Source organism: Parendozoicomonas haliclonae (assembly GCF_900174585.1).
Lineage (GTDB): Bacteria > Pseudomonadota > Gammaproteobacteria > Pseudomonadales > Endozoicomonadaceae > Sansalvadorimonas > Sansalvadorimonas haliclonae.
On the sequence record NZ_FWPT01000002.1, the window covers coordinates 517787 to 539881 of the forward strand.

Genomic DNA, 22095 nt, shown 5'->3' on the forward strand with positions numbered 1-22095 from the left:
CGATCAAGTATGGCGGCATTCTAAAACGCACATTATCGAAAACCATTGACACACATCAAACACGACTGGCTTTCGATATATTTTTTGAAACAGTGTTCCATTTTACGTATTGACGCTAAAAAGAACTGAACTTATCGTCCGCCACATCATCAGGAATGCCTCTGCTGGTTAATTAACGACCAGAACAATCAGCACCCTGTTTTTCTCATTATTTGCGTGGTGCCCTCCTGCAAATCTGGAGAAAAGACCATGACCGCACTCGGCCAATCATTTCGCACCCAGCCGAAATATACCGAGAGAGTGATTCAGTTTGGTGAAGGCAACTTTCTTCGTGCCTTCGTCGATTGGCAGCTCGATATTCTGAATGAGAAAAACGGACTGGATGCCGGTATCGTCATCGTTCGTCCGATTGATACCAACCAGCCATCACTGAACGAACAGGATAGTCTTTACACAACCGTTGTACGCGGCATAGATGACAATGGCGAAACCGTAAGCCATAACCGGGTTATCACCTCCGTGACCCGTGAAGTGCAGATTTATAAGGAATTCGAGGAATACCTCAAGCTCGCTCATAACCCTGACCTGCGCTTCATTTTCTCCAACACGACCGAAGCCGGCATCGTTTGGAACGGAGATTGCCAGTACAACGACCAGCCACAGGTCAGCTTCCCGGCCAAGCTCACCCGCTTGCTGCACGAACGTTTCGTGACGTTTGAAGGTGCTGCCGATAAAGGTCTGGTTGTTATTCCGTGTGAACTGATCGACTACAACGGCGACAAGCTGTTTGAACTGATCAAGAAGCACGCACAAGAGTGGAAGCTGGAAGAGAGCTTCACCGCATGGCTGGAAACCGCCTGCACCTTCTGCTCCACCCTGGTTGACCGTATCGTTACCGGTTACCCACGTAACGAGATTGCCGAACTGGAAGCGCAGCTGGGTTATGAGGACAAGTTCCTGGTAACTGCCGAGTACTTCCATCTGTTCGTCATTCAGGGTCCGGCCTGGCTGGCAGAAGAACTGAAGCTGGAAGGCAGCGAACTGAACATCAAACTGGTTGATGACATTCGCCCTTATAAGGAGCGCAAGGTTGCCATCCTGAACGGTGCCCACACCGCAATGGTACCGGTTGCCATGCTGCAGGGTATTGAAACTGTTGGCAACGCCATGTCTTCCGAATTTGTGAATGGCTACGTGCGTGATCTGATTGAACAGGAAGTAATTCCGTCACTGGATCTGCCAAAGGAAGAACTGGAAACCTTTGCCAACGCAGTTTACGACCGTTTCAGCAACCCGTTCATTGCCCATCGTCTTCAGGATATCTCCCTGAACTCCATGAGCAAATTCAAAACCCGTCTGTTGCCGCAAATGATTGGCTACAGCGATAAGTTCGGCCAACTGCCGAAGCGTATTGTGTTCTCCATGGCGGCCCTGATGGCTCTGTATCGTGGGGAATTCAAAGACATGACGTTCCCGTTAAATGATGACGGCTACATCCTGGAATTCTTTGAAGCTAATAAAGGTCTGTACGAATCCGAACAGGGTCTTGAGGAGCTGGCTCAGAAATTCCTTGGTATGTCTCATCACTGGGATCGTGATCTGAATGAGATTCCGGAGCTGACCAGCACTCTGGCTCAATACCTGAATCTGATTATTCACGGTGAATTTAATCCGGAATCCATTCTGGCTGTTTTGAAGTAATCGTCCCCCTAAACGATACACACTGAAGTTAATTAGGAAGCCCCATGTTAAAACAATTTAAATTGAAGACCCGTAAACTGGCTAATGTTTGCGCACTGAGCCTTGGCGCCGCTATGGCGATGACTCCTGGCATGGCCAGCGCTCTGGATATCATGGTTGCCTACGGTAATCAGCCAGGCGAGCCAATTGATAAGGCTCTGCACCTGTGGGCAGAAAAAGTTGAAGAACGTTCCAACGGCGAGATCGAACTGAAACTGTTCCCATCCAGCCAGCTGGGCGCGGAAACAGAAGTGATGGAACAGGCCAAGATGGGCGCGCCAATCATCACTATCTCTTCTTACGGCAGCCTGATGGACATCGTTCCTGATCTGGGTGTTATCAACGCGCCTTATCTGACCCAGAGCTTTGACGACAAGTCCAAGCTGCTGAACTCCGACTGGTTCAAGGGCAAGTCCGAAGAACTGAGCAAGAAAGGTCTGCAGATCGTAGTTCCTGACGTGGTATACGGCACTCGTCACCTGATGAGCAAATTCCCGGTCAAGACCACTGAGGATCTGAAAGGCAAGAAGGTTCGCGTGCAGCAGTCCCGTCTGTTTATCGCCACCATCAAGACCATGGGCGGTGTACCGACTCCAATGTCTCTGGCTGACGTATACCCGGGTCTGGCTCAGGGCGTAGTTGACGGTCTGGAAAACCCATCTGTTGTGCTGCTGGGCGGCAAGTTCCACGAAGTCGCAAAAGAGCTGAACCTGACCGGTCACACCAAGCACATGTCTCCATTCGTTGCCGGTTCTGCGTTCTGGGAAACCCTGTCTGAAGAACAGAAGACCATCCTGATCGAAACCAGCCGCGACATGGTTAAGCACGGCGCTGAACTGGTTATGGCCAGCGAGGAAGCTGCTATCGAAGAACTGAAGGCCAATGGCGTGAAGGTTAACGAAGTAGACATCGCCGCGTTTGAAGAAAGCGCTCGCAAAATGGTTCAGGCCGAGTTCCCAGAGTGGACTCCAAACCTGTACACCGACACTCAGAAGCTGATGCAGTCTCTGTAATAGGCCATAGAGGAGAGCCGGCTTCCGGCTCTCCATCTTAAAAGTTCCGGAGCGTTCCGCATGGATCAGAATTCACCTAACTCCCCTGAAGCAGCCCCAAAGAAGCGTGTCGGTATGCCCGCTTTTGAATTGGGCATCGCAGGTCTTGCTCTTTCCGCCATCGTAATTATTACCGTGTGGGGTGTTTTCACCCGCTTCGTATTGAACGATCCAGCTCCATGGATTGAAGAAGCGTCACTGGCTCTGTTTATCTGGTTCTCCATGCTGGGTGCCAGCGCTTTGATGAAAGACGATGAACACGTACGCATTGATTTCCTGATCAAGAAGTTTCCACCATCCGTACGTTTCGTACTTGATCAAATCGTTCGCAATCTCATCATTATTGCATCACTGGGATTCATGGCTTATTGGGGTTTCAAGTTAATCCCGATGTCGACTTTCCGTTTAACACCGACACTTCAGATTCCCTATTCCTACATTCACTCGGCTGTAGCAATCAGCTCAGTGTTAATGATCATTCATTGTATTTTTAATATTTACAACGCTATTTCAGAAAAGAAATAGTCGCAGGAGTTTTAAAGGATGTCTGTTGTAGTTCCTGTCGGTATTTTATTGCTCCTGTTTATGATCGGTATGCCAGTTGCATTCTCGATCTTTATCGGAACACTGTCTTATTTCCTGTTCTTCTCGAACCTTCCAATGATGATGATGGTTCAGCGCATGGCGGGCGGTCTGGAATCCGTTGCCCTGCTGGCAATTCCTTTCTTCATTATGGCTGGCGTGTTCATGAACCACTCGGGTATCAGTAAACGCCTTATCAAATTCTGTGAAGACCTGACCGGCCATATGAATGGTGGTCTGGCCCAGGTGAACGTACTGCTGAGCACCCTGATGGGTGGTCTGTCCGGCTCCAACATTGCTGATGCGGCCATGGGTGCCAAACTGCTGGTTCCTGAAATGGTGAAGCGTGGCTACTCTGCCTCCTTCTCCTCTGCAGTAACCGCTGCCTCTGCACTGATCACCCCGATCATTCCACCGGGCATCGCAATGATCATCTATGGCTACGTAAACAACGTATCCATTGGTCGTCTGTTTATGGCCGGTATTGTTCCTGGTGCACTGCTGTGTATCTCCATGATGGTGCTGGTAAACCACATTTCCAAAAAGCGTGGTTACATGCCAATCCGTGAGAAGCGTGCCAGTGCCAAGGAAATCGCTTTCTCCGCCCGTGATGCCATGGCAGCGATGACCTTGCCGCTGATCATCATCGGTGGTATCCGCTTCGGTGTGTTCACCCCGACAGAAGCCGGTGCGATCGCTGTCGTTTACGCCCTGTTCCTCGGTTTCTTTGTCTACAAGGAAATGGATCTGGTGAAGCTGTGGGATTCCCTGAAAGAATCCACTCTGGCTTCTGCCAACGTGCTGTTCATTATCTGTGTAGCGGCAGGCTTCTCCCGCTTCCTGACCTGGGAACAGGTGCCACAGTCTCTGGCCGAGATGATCACCCAGGTTGTGGACAGCAAATATATGTTCCTGCTGGTTGTGAATGTGTTCCTGCTGATCGTCGGTATGTTCCTGGAAGGTAACGCCGTCATGATCGTACTGGCTCCTCTGCTGGCGCCTGTTGCTGCCGCCTACGGCATCGACCCTGTTCACTTCGGTATCGTGTTCATCTTCAACTCCGCCATCGGCACCGTTACTCCGCCGCTGGGCACCGTTATGTTCACCACGTGCTCCATCACAAAAGTGGACATTGAAGATTTCGTTAAGGAAGTCATGCCGTTCTGGATGCTGTTGTTCGCCATGCTGGCGGCCATCACCTACATCCCGGGCATCTCCACTCTGGTTCCAAACATGGTTTACGGCGGCTGAGTCTGACTCAGGCGCCACCAAGAAATTACCTCTGACTTTTCAGGACTGTTCACAATGAAAAAACTCGTTTGCCAAGAACCTCACGTGATGGAATACGTGACTGCTGACATGCCGGCTCCTAAGGCAGGTGAAATTCTTCTGAAGGTTGAAGCCGTGAGCATCTGCGGTACCGACATTCATGCCTTCGGTGGTAACCAGCCATTCTTTGAATACCCACGTGTTCTGGGCCACGAAATCTGTGGTCACATCGCCGAGCTGGGCGAGGGTGTAGACTCCGTTGCTGTTGGTGAGCGCGTTGCTGTGATCCCTTACGTAGCCTGCGAGAAGTGCCCGGCCTGCCAATCCGGCAAGACCAACTGCTGTGAAGCTATCTCCGTTATCGGCGTTCACCAGGACGGTGGTTTCTGTGAATACCTGACCGTACCGGCCAAGAACATCCTCTCCGTTGGTGATGTGGACCCTGAGCTGGCGGCCTTTATCGAGCCATTCGCCATCAGCGCCCACTCCGTTCACCGCGCCAAGGTGGCTGAAGGCGAACACGTTCTGGTGGTTGGCGCAGGCCCTATCGGTATCGGCGCAGCTGCTATCGCCAAAGCCTACGGTGCCAAGGTTGTTGTTGCAGATATGAACGAAGAGCGTCTGGCTCACGTTCGTCAGACCCTGGGCCTGGCGACTGCCAACCCTGGCGATGCCAACTATGCAGACACCCTGAAAGCCGAATTCGATGGCATTATGCCTGAGAAGCTGATCGACGCGACCGGCAACCCACACTCCATGAACAACGCCGTTAACGTGATCCGTCACGGCGGCACCATCGTGTTTGTTGGTCTGTTCAAAGGCAACCTGGACTTCTCCGATATTGAGTTCCACAAGCGTGAAACGACTATGATGGGCAGCCGTAATGCCACTATGGCCGACTTCGCTGCCGTTCAGAAGCTGATGGCGGAAGGTAAACTGTCCAAGGAACTGATGCTGTCTCACCGTTTCAACTTCCATGAAATCGGTCACACCTATCAGCAGGACGTTGTTGAAAATAAAGAGCTGGTTAAAGGCGTTATTCTTTTCAACTAAGGATTGTGTGACCCCTTTGCGGGTGTGAAAAGCAGGGAGATACACTCCCTGCTCCCCGCAAGCAGGACATGTTTGGCAGCCAGAACGATTTGGACTTTTACATGGATAATAAGCGCATAGCGTGTATCGGAGAGTGTATGGTCGAGTTATCCGATCAGGGTAACAACACCTACAAGCGCGCTTTTGCCGGCGACACACTCAACGCGGCTGTCTACCTGTCCCGATGCCTGCAGGGCACCGGCCACAAGGTGCACTATGTGACCGCCGTAGGGGACGACACCCTCAGCGACATGATGATCTCCGAATGGCAGTCCGAAGGCATTGTGTGTGACACCATTGCTCACATCAAAGACAAGGCACCAGGGCTTTACTCCATCTCTCTGGATGAGCATGGCGAACGTACCTTTAGTTACTGGCGTAATGATTCAGCCGCCCGCCGTATGCTGGATAACGGCCTGAACGAAGAGCAGCTGGAGCGTCTGACCGCAAACTTCGATATCCTGTTCCTATCCGGAATTACCCTTGCGATCCTGGATACCGAAAGCCGTACACACCTTATGAACCTGCTGCGTAAAGCCCGGGACAATGGCGCTGAAATCGTCTTCGACAGCAACTATCGTCCGTGCCTATGGGCATCTGAAGATGCGGCCCGTGATGCTATGGGTGAAACGCTGGCACTGGCTACCATGGCACTGGTGACCTTTGATGATGAGCAGGCTCTGTGGAACGATGAGTCCCCGGAAGCGACTACCAATCGTCTGCGTGAACTGGGTATCGCCAAAGCGGTTGTCAAACTGGGCGCGGAAGGTTGTCTGACCATTGACTACAGTGCACAGGACGAAGCGACTCCGGTCACAACAATCCCTGTTGAGAAGGTTGTTGATACCACATCAGCCGGCGACTCCTTCAACGGTGGTTTCTTGTCCGCCTATATGGAAGGCAAGGATCTGGAAACCTGCTGCCAGCGCGGCAACGCATTGGCTGGTATCGTCATCCAGCATCGGGGTGCCATCATCCCGAAAGAGATCACCGATACTTTCGCGCAAACAAACTGAAACAGGGGCAACAGCCCCTTTTTCATTAAAACGATATTCAGGACTGCAACAATGTCAGCGACTGTAGAAAAGCTGAAAGAATTAAAAATCATCCCGGTGATTGCCATCGACCGTGCGGAAGACATCATTCCTCTGGGCAAAGCTCTGGCGGAAAACGGCCTGCCTGCGGCAGAGATCACCCTGCGCACTGAAGCCGGTATTGAAGCCATTCGTCTGCTCCGCGAAGCTCAGCCGGATATGCTGATCGGTGCCGGTACCGTACTGAATGCCGAGCAGGCTCGTCTGGCCAAGGAAGCCGGCGCCAGCTTTATCGTCTCTCCGGGCTTTAACCCGAATACCGTAAAAGCCTGTCAGGAACTGGGTATCGAGATTATTCCGGGTGTGAACAACCCAAGTACCATCGAAGCGGCTCTGGAAATGGGTCTGACTAACCTGAAGTTCTTCCCGGCCGAGCCATCTGGTGGCGTGAAGATGCTGAAAGCCATGACGGCTCCGTATGTTGGCGTGCAATTTATGCCGACCGGCGGCATAAATGCCAATAACATCAATGATTATTTGGCGATTCCACAGGTTGTTGGTTGCGGCGGCAGCTGGATGGTGGAGAAGTCCCTGATCAACGAAGGTCAGTGGGAAGAGATCGGCCGACTGACCCGTGAAGCGGTAGCAGCTGTTAACGCGTAAGCTGATTCAATGCCTGATAAAGTGCTGGCGCCGCAGCCAGCGCTTTTCCGCCCTGCGCCAAAAAGCTCTGATCCGGCTCAAGGATCGTATTCCCTGCTTCTTGATTCAGCAACAGCCCCGCCAAGGCATCCCAGGCATTTAACTGCCCTTCAAAGAAACCATCCACACGCCCTGCTGCAGTCCAGGCCAGCCCTATACCGGCACTGCCCAGCCGGCGATAGTCGATGCCTTCCGCCAGCAATTGTTTCCCCAATAAATAGCGGTGTTCCTGACCGCCTTTAAAGGTCACACCTGTTGCGATAACAGCTTCCTGCAGGGATGTTGTTTTACCTGCGGTCAGCACTTCACCATTAAGAGTTGCACCTTCCCCTGCACAGGCAAAAAACATTTCATCCCGCTCAGGATCCAGCGTCCAGCCACAAACCGTTCGGCCTTGGTAAACCAGAGCCACCAGCACGCAATACAGGGGGATGCCACGAATAAAATTACCAGTGCCGTCTATAGGGTCAATCACCCAAGTAAAGTCGCTGTTTAAATCGCCAGAATGGTTTTGTGTCCCAAACTCTTCACCAACAATCCGATCCTGCGGCCAGCGGGTTTGTATGGCCTGGCGGAGAAACAGTTCAACCTGCCGATCAGCTTCTGAAACAAAGTCCTGCAGGCTTTTGCTCTCAATCTGCAATTGATCACGCCGGCGGAAATAGTCTGCCGCCTTCTGCCCGGCAACCCGAATAATGGCATCCATATTCTCACGACGGGCGGCTAACGTATCAGGCGTCATGCGTTATTTCTCCAGAGGCCATATCAAACAGATCACCACTCTCTGGAACCAAGACACGCTCAATCCCTTCAACCTGAAGCATCATATTTTCTCGAAAATCTTCCCGAATATGGTAAAGACAGAATGTGGTATCAGGATTAGCATCAACCAGTTTCAGGGTATGGGGAAGATTGCCATGCCACTGTCCACCCGCTTGCTCCGTAAGCGCAAAGGTTTCGATAAAAGCCATATCTGCCTTGTTAATAAGCTGCTCGCCTTCCTGCCCAACCAAACCATCACCACTATAAAAAAGCGCCTGCTCACCCTGAACCAGAATGGATTGATTGGTCACGCTATGGGTTGTGCTGGCAAAGGTCAGTTGGAACGGGCCAACGCTGGAGATTTCATCGGTCGTTATCCACACCAGATCAAACGACCACGGCTTATCGATTCCCCAAAAGGACACTTCAACCAGATGTTTTAAACGTTCCTGACTGTCCGGGTTGCAGATTATCTGCAGCGGCTTTTTACGTTGCCTGTCGTTTAGCCGAATAAGGTAAGGCCCGAGACCAAAGCAGTGATCAGGGTGAGCGTGGGTAAAGTAGATGGCATCAATCGCTTCACCATCGGGATAACAGCTATAAAGCTTCTGGGCCGCAGAGTAACCAAGATCAATTAACAATCGCCAGTCACCCTGCTCAACCACCACGGAAGAGTTAGGGTGAACAGGGTCAGACGCCTCACCACACCCCAGAACCCGTACCTTCATTTGCCGATCCTTGCCAGCATCTCCGGGCGCATAAACTTCTCAACCACCAGCATAAACAGAATGGAAGGCACCAGCAGAATCAGGGCGGTAATCGAGGCGATCTGGTAATTGCCCTCCATGCTGGCGTTATACAGCAGCATGGGTAGTGTGATCACATCCGGCGCCCCAACAAAGAAAGTGCCGGTGAATTCATCAAGGGATTCAAGAAAGACAAAGATACTCGCAGCCAGAATTCCCGGCAGGGCTTGTGGAAGAGTAATGGTAAAGAAGGTTCTTAGCGGAGAAGCGCCCAGATTACGGGCCGCCTTTTCCAGATCCTCATCAACACCACTGAAAGCGGCAACTGTAATCCAGACCGAAAACACCAGCCCGTGCACTGCATGCACCAGAACCACACCTGCTATGGTGCCGTTCAACCCCAGCTCATAGAACAATCGGGCAATATTCATATACACCGCCAGATTAGGAAACGCCTGAGGCATCAAAAACAACAGCATAACCAGAGCCCGTACCGGCATACTCCTTCGGGCTAATGCATAACCGGCCGGAACCGAGACCAGCAGACAAACAAACACTGTCGTGAGAGCAATGATCACGCTGGTCATCAGGGATGAGAACGCATCGCTGGTCGGGCTGAATACCTGTTCCCAGTATTTGGTGCCATAAGTCACCGGCAGTTTATGGGGAAAGTACCAGACTTCAGCCACAGCCCATAAAAGAAGGTTTAATAACGGCCCGAAAATAGCAACGGCCAACAGCAGAATCAGCAGGGCCTGAATTGCAACGCCTGCGATACCGGCAGGAAACCGGAGCTGAAAACCTTTTCCGGCACTGCCTTCAATCACTGAATCTTCATGGGAAGCTGTCTGCATCATGCCGCACCTCCTTTCAGGCTCTGCTGTTGATTACGCATGGAGAAACGGAGGTAGTACCAGGCCAGCCCTGCCGTCATTAACCAGGAGATAAACCCAAGGGCATTGGCAACACCATAATCGCCATAGGAACTGATGCGGAAAGCCATATCAGCAGTCAGCATGGTTGGCGTACCTGTGCCAATCATCAGCGGCACACTCAAAACCGAAAGCATGGTCACGATCGATAGAATCAGGGCGACACCAACAGTGCCGGATACCTGCGGCAGGATAATCTGAAAAAGAATACGGGCTTTACCGGCACCCAGGTTGGCAGCAGCCTGAATCTGAGAACGCTCCATCGCCGCCATGGCACCGGCAATCATCAGCGTAGCAAAGGCTGTCTGCTTCCAGACAAAGGCAAATACGATGCCACTCCAGTCGAGAAAGGAGACAGCCTCCAGAGGTGTGATCACATCAGCAGACATCAGGGCATTATTCATCAGCCCGTTTTTCGCCAGAAACGTCCGCATACATTGAGCGGCAACAATAAAGGGAATAAACAACGGCCAGCGATAAACCGCAGCCAGTACGGCTACCAAACGACGATTGCCGGATAAAGTCAGCGTGCCACCGATAGCAATGGATAACAGTGCAATCAAGACAGCAGACAGAGACACAATACCGAGGGTATAAAGAATATCCCGCCCATAGAGTTCTATGGCTTTGGCAAAGTGAGCAAAGCCGTAACCTTCCCCCGTAGCAAAGGCAGACTCCATAGAGGCCAGCAGAGGAACAACAAATAATCCGACCACCATCAGTAGCGCCGGAACAACCATTAACAGGGTTAAAGTGCGGGACTGGTTCATAAATCAGCTACAGACAAAAAGATCAGCAAGGACAGAACAGCTCTGCCCTTTATTCAGAATTAACGGGTATCAGTTGGAAACCTTACGCTCGTAGCTTTCCTTGATATCGTCAAAGTAAGCTGCCAGCGGGAAGCTCTGACCTTTACTGGACAGATCCTGCGGCGTGATTTCCTTAAACAGCTTGTTCCAGCTGGCCTGGTCCATCTGCGACTTCACATGTTGGGCATCGATGCCCGGATACCAGTTAAAGCGCTTCACAATGCCATTGGCCTGCACTTCCGGGCTGGTTGCCAGCTCGACAAAATCACGGGCCAGCTTCATATTTTCAGCCCGCTTGGGAATCACGTAGTACATAGGCTGGCCAGGCATGCCCGGAGCAATCAGTTGCAGCTTCACACTGGGTGGTACCTTGCCCTGCGCCTGCCAGGAATAGAACATATCCACCCAAACCGGGCCCATATGAATCTCGCCACGGTTCAGCATATCGAGGGTGCCGGCATTACCCGGAGTAAAGGTCACATTCTCGTTAAAGGCTTTCAGGGCGCGCAGCGCCTTATCCCAGCCATCTTTGGTTTTAGGATCATAAGAACCGGAGGTCAGAGTGGCGGCATCGGTGCCGTAGGCATAAATCCAGCCGGTTACGAAGCTCACACCGGACATCCCATTCTTGATGCCGTTGTAGCCAAACACCTTGGGATGTTTTTTGGTAAAGGCGATCAGCTCATCGTAGCTGGCTGGCGGGTTGGCAATCACATCGCTGTTATAGGCGATAGCGGTCTGGCTATGGAACATTGGCATAACATAGCCGTCTACATTAGCACCCAGCGCGTTCTTGGTAGTGGAACGGGTCGCCAGCTTGCCGGTATTAATCTCATCCTTAAAGCGGGACAAAAGATCATCTGAAACCAGCTTACCGCCAAACTTCTGGTGCACCACGGCCACATCAATATCGTAGCTGTTGGCGCCACTCTTCTGCTGAGCATTCAGCTTTTCATAAATCTTGTTGGAGCCGGCATCTCCCGGGCCTGAACCCACAACCCGAACCTTAACCCCGGGATGACTGGCTTCAAATTTCGGGGCCAGATACTCCTTCACATAGTCCACCATATTCTGGCTTCCGGCAGTGGAAACATTCAGTACCGTTTCCGCACTGGCAGTACCTGCTCCCAATGAAGTCATAGCCGTAAGACAAAGGCTGACTAACAGATTGTTTTTCTTCATGCGTTTATCCCTATGTTCGTTTTTATGTTTATTACTGCTATCCAAGACTGCTGATCGAGTACTTATAGGTAGTCATCAGGCCGCCTGTTTTCGCGCAGGAAAGATATGGAGTACATCAGCCGGAAGCGTGACAGAGACATGAGTGCCTTCCGCCAGAGGCTCCGGGTGATCAATAAGACAGGTGGTCTCACCCAGCTGAACCGTATGACGGTAGCTCTGGCCAAGATAAGCATTCTGCAGAACTTCCCCCCTCAGGCCTGAGGCAGAAGCATCGGTACTCAATTGAATCTCTTCACTGCGGAAGCGCACATCAACAGCGCCCTCATCTAAAGGAGAGTTCAGAACAACAGGCTCGCAATGCTCTCCAAGATAGAGATGCAGCCCGTCGTAGGATTGCCGGACTAAGCCGCTCAGCCGGTTATCCGCGCCCATAAAATCCGCAACAAATGATGTTTGAGGATTGCGGTATAACTCCTGGGGAGAACCCGCTTGTTCAATGCGCCCCTGATTCAAAATAATGATTCGATCAGCCATGGACATGGCCTCTTCCTGATCATGGGTCACCATCACCGCAGTAAAACCGAGTTTCTTCTGCAGACTCTTGATCTCATGGCGCACCACGGCCCGAACACGGGCGTCAAGATTGGAAAGAGGTTCATCGAGAAGAAGAATGGAAGGCTGCACAGCCAAGGCCCTGGCCAGAGCGACCCGCTGGCGCTGCCCACCAGATAAGGCCGTAACCGGGCGGTGTTCATAACCTTCAAGGTTCACCAGCTCCAGCATCTCTTGCACACGCTGCGCGATAGCGGTTTTATCCATACGCCGCAGCTTCAAGGCATAGGCAATATTCTGGAACACCGTCATATGAGGCCACAGCGCATAGGACTGAAACACCATAGCCATATCCCGCCGTTCTGGAGGCTGACGGGTTATCTCCTGATCACCTACGAAAATCTGACCAGACTGCACAGGCAAAAAACCGCTTAACACCTGCAACAGTGTTGTTTTGCCACAACCGGAAGGGCCCAGCAGCGCAACAAACTCGCCGCGCTGAATATCAAAGGAGATATCTTTCAAAATGGGAGCAGCATCATAACCAGCGGTAACAGCAGAAACAGAAAGACTTGAGGACATAAAAAAGGCGCTGTGCAGTTCATTATTTTTAATGAAATAGACTGCCAGCGCCGGATGATGGTTTTATGACGTATTTGTTTAGAAAATATGAAAGCAAGGACTGCCAGCACCGCTGGCAACCCGCTAAATCAAGGTACTGCTTTGATTAGAAGAAGCCCTTAATTAGAAGAAGTGCAGGGTGGCGGTCAGGTTGTAGGAACCGACATCCTCACCATCCATCTTGTAGTTGGTGTAGTTCGCGCCCAGCGCGAATGGACCAAACACTTCCATATCCGCACCGACAGACCACATCACATCGTAGCCATCATCGTTCTTGAAGCGGCTGGTCTGGCTGGCATCCAGAGTCCAGCGGTGCACGCCACCCTTGGCATAAACCTGCAGATCACCAAAGTTCCAGCTTGGCTTGATGGCTGCATAGGTGGAATCCAGGGAGACATCACCACCACCCTTCACATTACTAATATCAAAGCGTCCATGATTGGTATAACCGCCTTCCACACCGATAAAGGGCAGAATGCCGGTGCCTACGTGCACGCTGTAAGCCGTTTCGTCCTTACCATCAAAGTCGGACTGGCCCACAGATACGCCGCCATACAACCAGGAGTCTGCGAAAGAAGCGGAAGAGGCAGACAGGAAGGCCAGCGCCAGAAGAGTCTTTTTCATTTTTAACCTTTTGGTTCTTATACCGGGCCACATCCAACAGGCATCCCCCAATAAACAATCACGAGAATACCCAGCCCGGCGGAAGGCTTGGATTATAGGGCGGGGAAGCTGCCACGCAACCTGTTATGCCGTCCGGTTATCCTGTCAAACAGGTCCTGCCTGCTGACAAATCGGTTAGCCCCATAGAACAGTCTCACCGTGTTTATGCTCTAAGGCGCTTTACAGCACTTGGGGCAGGATGCGGGATATGGAGTCAGTACACGGTCAAGACCAAACGAGAGAAGGGTTTATTACACGTCGGGATGGCCAGCCAGAACCCAGCAGCCCCCGGCACATGCCCAATGGTGAACATGCCCCTCGGCCTCATACTGACCTCCAACAACGGAGCACCGAACCCTGCTCACCCGACCAGACTACGGCTCACGAAGAACCATTAAACGTGGTGATGAGCCAGTGCACCCAATGGCTCACCAGCAAACAATCTCAGAAAGTGCTGGACCGGTTGGCAGCCTATAACCCGCCCGGACTGACCGAACTGGAAAAGTGCCGAATCGCTACCGTTCGACTGGTCGCTTTATTTTGTACGCCTCAAATCGAGCGACAGGAATTAAACCGGCAGCTCCAGAGTTTCGCCATGCAGGCTCTGACTCTGCTTCTTACGGGAGATGAGGAACAGGCCAAAGCCATAGAAGGCTATTGCGTGATGGTCAGCGCTCAGTTTTCCCACATGCCAGATTTAAATAAAGAATCAGACAATAAAGGTGTCTGTGAACTTATCAAAGGCATGACATGCTGGGATTGCAATAAAGCCAATGCCCTTCGCCATTTTCGTGCCAGTTGCGCTGCCGGGCATCCCGGTGGGCAATATCTTGTTGGTCGTTTCTGTTTGCGCGATGAGCAAACACAGGAGGCACAGCAGTATTTCCAAAAAGCTTTGCAACAAGGCTTTGAGCCGGCCAGAGAGTTTCACACTTACTGTCTGGCCAACCAGGCCAGAGACCAGATCCATCAATACAAGCACCCCGGTGATACTGAATCCGTTACCAAAGCAATTGAGCTGACTCGGGAAGCGGCTCTGGCGGGTGATCCTCACTGCCTTGCGCTGTTGGGTATGGCTTACTCCCAGGGAGGCAATGGCCTTAAGCAAAGCTTTGCTCTGGGCACCTGTTACAACGAGCAGGCTCTGGCCTATGGCAGTGTGGCCGCCAAAGTTGTTCGTGCCATACAACTGACCGGCTGGAGCAAGGAAAACAGCACAGCCGAAGAGATTAACAGATACTCCTGCAACCTCCGGCCGCTGGAAGTTGCCCGGATGTACAAAGATATTCGCATTGCTCTGGAGGCAGAACATCAGCGTTTAAAGGCCACACAGCTGCCATTTTTGAAAGCTATGAATCTGCCACCGGTTCCCTCAAGCCTGCTGTCCATTACCCGAAGCTTTCATGAATCACTCAATTCCGTAGATTCCAGAAGCATCACACCTGCCGGAAGAACGATTTATGCTCGAGGGCGGCTCTGCCATGACCTGATGATGCTTATGGGCATCCCCGAATCCGGTCAGGAAGAACAGGCCAGAAAGCGAATGCTGGCTCAGGATCAGGCCGATGCGATTTATTGGGTCGGCGTCACCTATGCCTTTGGTATTGGTGTTTCTGTCGATAAAGCCCGGGCCAGACAGCTGTTCAATCAGGCCTTAGCTAAAGACTACGGGCCAGCAGCGGTGATGCTGGGTTATTTCGCTCGGGAAGAGGCTGCACAGGACCCTGCGGCACAAGCCCGCCAAAACTGGTACCACGACCGGGCTATTGCCATGCAGGTTGATGGTGCCGCCTGTGAATTAATGCACTGCCGGCTTCAGGATGGTTTTCCGGCGGATGGTTATCTCACCTTTCGGGAACTGCCCCGCACCTATAAAGATGCCAATGAGAGCTTTGAGCACTACAACATTGGTCGCTGCACCCAGCAGGAAACAACCGGACGACTGGTGACGCTTGGTGATGAAGGCAGCACCCGCGCCCGATTACTGCTCTGCCGTAAGTCCATTGAGCAAAACAAAAATAGAAACGCCCGTAAGTGCCTCAGTACTGAGCCGCAACTGATTACTCCAGAAGCTTTGCTTTTACAGCAATACCTGAACGATCAAAAAGATCTGCGGCTTGAGCAGCCGGAAGAACAGATCAATACTGCCTGCGCATTTCGGGCTCTGGATTTAATCACCAATCTTAGCTGTACCCTTCAAGATATCTCGACGGACCGACTGGTTTCTCTGCTTGTCAGTCAGGCCACAGAAAGAGAGTGTCTGAGCCTGCGGCAGGAACCCGGGATTGCTGGTGTTTGTGCTCTGTTGGTGCAGATGGCCGTCAGCTCCAAAAATCCCAACGAGCAACTGCTGTTAACCCGTTGCTGTTACTGGCTGAGTGGTGAGAAGGAACATGGCCAGGCTCTGGTTCAATGCCTGAAAAGCCAGGGTATGAACAGCGAGTTGGCTCATATTGAACGTCGCCTGCACAATGAAAACACGACACAGACCGACGAAGACCAATGGCATGAGATGCCACTGGTCTCAGAGCTTTACCGGCAGCAATTAATTAGCGCCATAGAATCTGTGGGAGCCCATGAAATCTCCCTGACAATAAAGCGTACACCTTTGGGTCGCCTCTCCCAGAGCGTGCATATTCCCGATCGGCTTGGGCTTTCCTCCGGACAACTGGGCTTATGTTATGGCAACAAAGCACGCCACTCTGGAGCGAGTTGCCTATCTAAAACAGCCTGCAACCCTGACCAATTGAGCCGGCAGCTGAATGATATCGATATTCCAGTTAAAAACTGTACTTTGCCAACAGCCAAGCTGCAAAAGCATCAACAGAATCTGGCGGTGATGATTCATAACTTCTGTTCCTCTGCCAGCAACCGTGCAGAACATCCGGAACTGTGTGGACGGATTTATTATCTGATGGGCCTTTGCTGTCACCACTTGAATCTGCCCGATGCAGCTGGTGATTACTTCGCCATGGCCACAGAACAGAACCATGACGATGCCTTTTTACCGGCAGCCATTTATGCCTGGGCTCGTAGTGATGCGGTCAGCTTCCAAATCTGGCTGCTGCGTGCGCCAGAGAGTGAAGATAAACAACGCTGGGTCCAGGAAAGGGAGATGGCCGCCATCCGTCATACCTTGCTGGAAGATCAACAACATATACCTCTCACCAAAGAATCACTGAATCAGGCCAAAGAACTGATGCGGATGGGCGATCACCACGCCATCAGTGAACTGATTCTGCAAGCACTGATCAGCACAGACCCGCGAGATACTGGCCAAGCGAAACTGCGGGCCTTTATCCATGAAGCCCTGTGTTGTGCGCTGGCTACTGGCTCCCTTTCCATCCTGCCCATGGCGGCAACCATTATGATGGATCTGATACGACTCAACCTGACAGCTCCGTTAGCTTTACTGCAGGCGATGAAGTCCATAAAGCCCTGCAAGCCGGAACCGCCTCAGGGTGACAAAAAGCGTATGCAGAGGCTGTTTGCCTCCGGCCCTGAACACACCGGTCTTTCAACTTTTCAGAAGACGCTGAACGTGATTGAAAATCACGGGCCGGAAAATAATACCGATGTGCATGTTTTAACCGCCGTTCTCTGTGATCTGGGCTTTATTCATGATGAAGCCATTGTCGCCCGCTACAGCAATGGCCGTTCCGGCCAGTACAGGATGAATCAAGGGCTGCGCAAGTGCATGACCGAGTTCGTGAAAGGGAATTATCAGGAAGTGCAGAAGATCTTTCTGGGTAATCTTCCGATTCCTATCGATGCCGGCGGTCTGCTGTTCTGCCAGATGCAGGTTTTCTGTGGCACCGAGAAGCACTCTACCCTCCCCGCGACCTTGAAGAAGATGGCCGCTAAAGGAATGACAACAGCCAATACCTGTCTGGCTGCACTGTCGCTGTCCAAGGGCAATACCGATAGAGCCAGACATCACCTTGCTCCTCTCAAAGAGGCCGCAACGCCTGACCCGGATGGTTTGTGTCTGCTGGCATTTCTTACACCCACAGAGCCTGGGCTATTAAAGCGTGCCGCTTCATTCTGCTCGGCACCGGCAATCGTGCATCAGGCCATGGAAGCCATACGCAGAAATAAGCCCGAAAAAGCCAGAGCCTTGCTGACTGCCCCCTGGATAAAAAACAATCCGGAAGCCCGGTCCATGATCGCTTATCTGGATAAAGTCACCCATGCCGAGGCCGTTGCTGCAGCTGGCCAATCGCCACTGGCAATATTCCGCTTAATAACTTTGAAGCTCAGCCTGAACGACAACGATCAGCTAAACCTTGGCAAGCTGATCAGTAAGCTCGCTGACAGTAAAAATCCTGATGAGTGGCATTTCCTGCAGGCTCATCCTGATCTTTCGCTGTTGCTGAATCATCTCGATATTCTCGAACTTGAGGAAGGTTTTCAGACCAGTAACAGCCCCCTATCCAAAGCGGCTGGAAAGCTGAGACAACGCCTGCAGGGCAAGGTGAATGGCGCAAATGGTTCTGGTGCTGACACTCATAAGGCATTACCGGCCGAACTGGCAAAAGCCAAACTGGATTCCTGGCTGTCTGCTCCGATAACGGCTCAAACCGAGAAAAGCATTCAGAAGCTGATGAAGATATGTCCAGACCTGAAGACATCAGAACATTGTCGTCAGGTTACCGAGCAGTTAATTAAAAATAATGCGCAGCAATGTGAAACCGCTTTCCGTTGGCTGGAACAATCGACAACCGCAGACCATCTGCCTGCATTGCTCATCCAGGCTCTGGGAACAGCCCTGGAACAACAGCCGATTCAAACGACATGGGCATTGCAGTTACTGACCACATTAAAACAGCACGATCAGCTTCACGGTCTGGAGACTGAACAACTCGCCACCATCATCAACCTGCTGTTGGTTCAGCGCCCTCTTGATTGCTCGTTAATTCTTGAGCTGGAGCAGCTGCATTCCCGTGGTGCGCCTTCCTGTCTGGCGCAGCAACCGGTTTCCAAATTACTGTTGTTACTTGATCAGAGCCAAAGCCAGCACACGACAACAGGAAAGCAGGATCAGGCCGCTGTGAGTCTGACAGACAGGCTTATTCAGACCATCGAAGAGCGGAAAGAGGATGTGCTGAGTGGTTCATCTGCAATAACTGCCAGCCAGCAAATGCGTCAGTTCTACCTCCATAGCAAACCGGCGGACTATACCAAAGCGCTTGAGTGGATAACCGCCGGTCATGCACAACCCAATGCGTGTGAAAAAGTTCTGACAGCGGAGCTGGAAGCAGCCCTGATACCACCTCTTGATCAGGAGTGGATTGGGCTTGTGGTCGAGCAGTTAAAGACGTCTTTGAAGGCGCAATCCAAAACAGCCATGAGCTTTCAGTCCAAAACCTTCCAGCTCACTTTGCAGTCCGCCATGAATGCCGCAGTCGATGCCGGACAGATGGAGCTGCTTCAGGTTCTGGTGCGGTTTATGTCGATCAAGCAGTTGCCAGTTCCTTCCGTGTTGAAATCTGCCACCTGCTTTCATATTTCCCAAATGATTCTGACTAAAGATGATCAGAAAACCAAAGTCGTCAAAGCCATTATGGTTCCGGCACTGCAGACCGAAGGTTGTGCTCTGCCTCTGGTTATTGAGGTTATCCAGGATTTAACCAGCCATAACCCGGCTCTGCCTGAAGCGTTTTTACACCCTTTCCTGAATATGATTGATGAGGCTGGTCTTAAGCGTCCTCTGCTTCGGATGCTGCCAGCCCAAACAGCCAGAGCACTGGGCCAAAAGTTGCTGGAGGAAAACGAAACAAGTCTCTGGTTAGACTTGCTCAATCAGGATATTCCAGAACATTGTCTGCAGGGTCTGAGCACCGATACGCTCTGTATTTTGTACAACAACAATGAGGATGGGAAAGGAATCCGGAAGCAGGCCAACAGTATTATTCTCAACGCTTTACAACAGCGTTGCAGCACGCAGATGGTCAGCCTGCCGGCGGATATTCTTTTGGATATCCTTGATCAGGTGCTTGAGCAAGCTTCATTTTCCCTGCCTGCGCTGGCTATCAATATCTGCCGGACCATGGCGCAGCAGATACCGGAGAATATTCCCGATATTCTGGAAAAACTGAAGGGTCAGAGGAGCAGTATGGCAGCCACACTGCTTCCGGCTCTCGATCAGCTGATGACTGAACTGCAAACCCTTTATGAAGTGGCCGGCCAAAATCCGGAAGAGATTATTGATGAACTATTCCGTGACAGTCATTCTCTGTTTATCGATATGGGTGCTATCCGTACACAGGCAGAGCTGGAGCAAACCAACTATCGGGTCTTGTTAAACCGCCTGAACTTCTGGATGAGAAAGTGTGACGACTTCAATCTCAAAGACAAACGCACGGATATTATCCAACAAACACGACAACTCACCCAAATGGCACAATCAGTCAGCCTGTTTGCGATGGTCGATCAGTGGCATGAGGCCGAAGAGGGACAGGAAAAACTGGAACTGTCTCGGCAGCTTATCCGGAAATTCTCCGATAGGGACAGGGTTGACTCTCAGCCGGGCTTGTCAGGCTCTGATCGCAATACACTAGATGAAATGTGGGATTACCCGGCACAGTTTGCAAAACAATTGCAGACTCTGTACCGGGATAAATCCATCCGTTACGGATCGGATGAATGGGCTTCTGCAACACAGCTGCTCCAGAGCACACCCAACTCACACCACCAACATGCGGCTTTAAGCAGTCACCTCTCCGAGATTTACAGCAAGCATATTCGGAGAAAGATTAATGAGTGCGAGCAGAAGCTGAATAGCGTAAATACCAAAGACCTTGGCAACCTGGTTGACCCTAAGGATATAGACGAGCAGATAAAGGGACTGGTTAAAGCGCAGGAAAGCAAGAGAACCGGAGAGTCGCTGCAGTTCAAAATTTCTACCCGCGTAACCCGGCTTGAGGAGCACTACGAGGACAGCCTGAAGGCGTACGCTTTTAAACAACAGGTTTTCGAGCTGCAGATGATGACGGCAACAGAGCGCCACAACCTGCCTCTTCAAAAACTGGAAGAACACAAACAAGCCTTGCGCCTGCACCATACCCAACACCCTGATGTTGGGATTGATGATGCTTTGCTGAAAGTGGTTTATCAGCAGGAACAGATTCTTGATTATGAGATTCTACGCCGTCGTTTTTACAAGAGTCATAAACCATCGGATGAGTATTCGATAAACCCACAGGAAACACTCTGGCTTTATCAGGAGCTTCAACCATTGTTGTTTAATGATTTGGCTCAGGAGTGGTTGCAATTGCCGCAAATCAGGCGAGAGGCTGAACAATTTATTGCCCAGCTTACCGACGATCTTGAACAAAAGCCGACCATGAATGCTGATGAGCGCCTGCAAGCCTGTGAGCAGCTTCATCAGTTAACCATTCAACTGTCTGATAATTCAGAAGACAGAGTACTGGCATTTGCCGAGTTCTATCAGCGCCAGGGGCGGCAGGATAAAGCCGATATTCATTGGGGCCGGCTGGCGGGTTCGAGCAATGAAGAGATCAGAGCCAAGATACCTCCGATGATTGCCCGCCAAAGCCGAATCAACCGGTTATCCGAGAGATTGATACGACTGGAGCCCGGTGCTGCATTGAGCGAGGAAATCCATCAGCTGGTCAGAGACCTGAGTGGCGAGCAGGATCAGGCCATTAAGCCATTGCTGGATCGCTACTATCGTCTGAATGCTGCTCATGATAAGACGACTCTTGAACGGCAACCAACCCCAGTCAAAGCGCGTCCGGTTAGCAGACCACAGTCTTCGGACTTATCGCTGACACAAACCCGGTCAGAAAGAGCCTCACACCGCCGTGAAAAAAAGCGGAAGGACAAACAGCCGGCAAAGCATCTGCTGAGTTTCACCTACGAAAGTCATGAGCCAAAAGAGAGACCTTTACCCTCTCAAAGATTAGGGCTGACACCACAGAGTACTGATGATCGCTCAAGGCCAGCGCGCTTAAACAGCAACGGCTCTCACCCTACAACTCAACAAACCTGGGCTCAGCATCTGACGCCTGAATCACGGGGCAACCCGATTGATAATGCGATCGCGACACTAACCGCCTTTAACAGCAATCCGGACTTACGGGCCCATATGCAACGGCTGATGCAGATTGATCCTTATATTCTGGGGGATGCCGGTAGGCAGCAAAGACAACAGCTGGCCGAGTTACTGGAGTTTACCGTGGCCTATATTGCTCAACAGTACAGCTGTCCGGAGTTACTGCAAAAGCTGCTGGATTGTGCAGGTGCAGTCAATCATTCAGAAGAGCGTGCGTCATCACGTTTTGCTCCCCTCTTTAAAAAGGATGAACGACGTTACGAATAAGTGAGAAGACACT

Annotated in this window: 15 protein-coding genes; 8 read left to right on the top strand and 7 right to left on the bottom strand. The window is 51.5% G+C overall.

Annotated features, from left to right (window positions below; translation table 11 throughout):
- Positions 1 to 249 precede the first annotated feature (249 nt).
- From EHSB41UT_RS05525 to EHSB41UT_RS05555, 7 genes are all read left to right on the top strand, one after another.
- Positions 250 to 1701: a tagaturonate reductase gene (locus EHSB41UT_RS05525; RefSeq protein ID WP_087107609.1), complete on the top strand. Its 1452-nt coding sequence runs from the start codon at positions 250 to 252 to the stop codon at positions 1699 to 1701.
- Positions 1702 to 1745: 44 nt separating this feature from the next.
- Positions 1746 to 2753: a C4-dicarboxylate TRAP transporter substrate-binding protein gene (locus EHSB41UT_RS05530; protein WP_087107611.1), complete on the top strand. Its 1008-nt coding sequence runs from the start codon at positions 1746 to 1748 to the stop codon at positions 2751 to 2753.
- A 60-nt stretch (positions 2754 to 2813) separates the two neighbouring features.
- Complete coding sequence (locus EHSB41UT_RS05535; protein WP_087107613.1) at positions 2814 to 3317, top strand: TRAP transporter small permease; 504 nt, start codon at positions 2814 to 2816, stop codon at positions 3315 to 3317.
- An 18-nt stretch (positions 3318 to 3335) separates the two neighbouring features.
- Positions 3336 to 4625 (top strand): TRAP transporter large permease, encoded by a 1290-nt coding sequence (locus tag EHSB41UT_RS05540; protein WP_087107615.1) that lies wholly within the window; start codon positions 3336 to 3338, stop codon positions 4623 to 4625.
- A 54-nt stretch (positions 4626 to 4679) separates the two neighbouring features.
- Entirely contained in the window at positions 4680 to 5696 is a 1017-nt protein-coding gene (locus tag EHSB41UT_RS05545; protein WP_278248140.1) for a zinc-binding alcohol dehydrogenase family protein, read from the top strand.
- A gap of 101 nt (positions 5697 to 5797) precedes the next feature.
- A complete protein-coding gene (locus EHSB41UT_RS05550) occupies positions 5798 to 6751 on the top strand; it encodes a sugar kinase (protein WP_087107993.1) in 954 nt (317 codons plus the stop codon).
- A 51-nt stretch (positions 6752 to 6802) separates the two neighbouring features.
- On the top strand, positions 6803 to 7432 hold the full coding sequence (locus EHSB41UT_RS05555) for a bifunctional 4-hydroxy-2-oxoglutarate aldolase/2-dehydro-3-deoxy-phosphogluconate aldolase (RefSeq protein ID WP_087107619.1): 630 nt from the start codon (positions 6803 to 6805) through the stop codon (positions 7430 to 7432).
- Here the strand turns inward: EHSB41UT_RS05555 and EHSB41UT_RS05560 are convergent.
- The 7 genes from EHSB41UT_RS05560 to EHSB41UT_RS05590 form a co-directional block, all read right to left on the bottom strand.
- A complete protein-coding gene (locus EHSB41UT_RS05560; RefSeq protein ID WP_087107622.1) occupies positions 7422 to 8213 on the bottom strand; it encodes an inositol monophosphatase family protein in 792 nt (263 codons plus the stop codon). The genes EHSB41UT_RS05555 and EHSB41UT_RS05560 overlap by 11 nt on opposite strands.
- Positions 8203 to 8961: an MBL fold metallo-hydrolase gene (locus EHSB41UT_RS05565; protein ID WP_087107624.1), complete on the bottom strand. Its 759-nt coding sequence runs from the start codon at positions 8959 to 8961 to the stop codon at positions 8203 to 8205. Before EHSB41UT_RS05565 ends, EHSB41UT_RS05560 begins: the two co-directional genes overlap by 11 nt.
- Positions 8958 to 9836 (bottom strand): ABC transporter permease, encoded by an 879-nt coding sequence (locus EHSB41UT_RS05570; RefSeq protein ID WP_242667242.1) that lies wholly within the window; start codon positions 9834 to 9836, stop codon positions 8958 to 8960. The genes EHSB41UT_RS05565 and EHSB41UT_RS05570 overlap by 4 nt, the downstream gene beginning before the upstream one ends.
- Entirely contained in the window at positions 9833 to 10681 is an 849-nt protein-coding gene (locus EHSB41UT_RS05575; protein WP_087107626.1) for an ABC transporter permease, read from the bottom strand. The genes EHSB41UT_RS05570 and EHSB41UT_RS05575 overlap by 4 nt, the downstream gene beginning before the upstream one ends.
- A 69-nt stretch (positions 10682 to 10750) precedes the next feature.
- A complete protein-coding gene (locus EHSB41UT_RS05580; RefSeq protein ID WP_207626569.1) occupies positions 10751 to 11902 on the bottom strand; it encodes an extracellular solute-binding protein in 1152 nt (383 codons plus the stop codon).
- A gap of 75 nt (positions 11903 to 11977) precedes the next feature.
- The gene (locus EHSB41UT_RS05585) at positions 11978 to 13036 is read right to left on the bottom strand and encodes an ABC transporter ATP-binding protein (protein ID WP_087107630.1); all 1059 of its coding nucleotides are present in this window, start codon (positions 13034 to 13036) and stop codon (positions 11978 to 11980) included.
- A gap of 162 nt (positions 13037 to 13198) precedes the next feature.
- Positions 13199 to 13699 carry an outer membrane beta-barrel protein gene (locus EHSB41UT_RS05590; protein ID WP_087107632.1) on the bottom strand — a complete coding sequence of 167 codons (501 nt, stop codon included), beginning with the start codon at positions 13697 to 13699 and terminating at the stop codon, positions 13199 to 13201.
- A 334-nt stretch (positions 13700 to 14033) separates the two neighbouring features.
- Between EHSB41UT_RS05590 and EHSB41UT_RS05595 the strand changes: the two genes are divergently transcribed.
- Positions 14034 to 22082 carry a tetratricopeptide repeat protein gene (locus EHSB41UT_RS05595; RefSeq protein ID WP_207626570.1) on the top strand — a complete coding sequence of 2683 codons (8049 nt, stop codon included), beginning with the start codon at positions 14034 to 14036 and terminating at the stop codon, positions 22080 to 22082.
- The last annotated feature ends 13 nt before the right edge of the window (positions 22083 to 22095 follow it).